Origin of the sequence: Macrococcus sp. DPC7161 (assembly GCF_004117835.1) — a bacterium.
Lineage (GTDB): Bacteria > Bacillota > Bacilli > Staphylococcales > Staphylococcaceae > SDSC01.
In genome coordinates this window covers 1-391 of record NZ_SDSC01000055.1, presented here as the reverse complement: position 1 = coordinate 391, position 391 = coordinate 1, and the positions used below count along the sequence as shown (strand labels likewise).

Below are 391 nucleotides of genomic sequence, written 5' to 3'. Positions count from 1 at the left end.
CGGTACAGATCCCACTTAGCCCCCCGGATAGTAGCGGTTTTGGTAAGGTGCGAATTGCTGTGGATGGGGGGACACGATGTGGCTGGACTCTCAGCGGTGTCCGGGTGGGGATTCAGATGTCCAGAAGCTCAGCTCTGGCGCAGGGTAAAGATGTTATAGCAGCAAACTATGTCTTTGATTTTGATGATGAGGGATATGGAAGCGCATTCGGTAAAGGGAAGCCTCTCTCTGTGAGCGGTGATTTGTTTTTTAAAACTGAATTTTTCCCCCTTGTATATATTAATCATATGTTTAATGAAACATATCTTGAACTATTTGCTGGCAATGCAAAATATGAAAAATGGAATCGATATTATAGGGTTCGTGAGACTGAGAATATTGCAATAGAACC

Annotated in this window: 1 protein-coding gene; it reads left to right on the top strand. The window is 43.7% G+C overall.

Going from position 1 to position 391, the window contains the following annotated elements; all coding sequences use genetic code 11:
* Nucleotides 1-116: 116 nt before the first annotated feature.
* On the top strand, nucleotides 117-391 hold a 275-nt coding region (locus ER639_RS12085), incomplete at its 3' end, for a hypothetical protein (protein ID WP_129065981.1).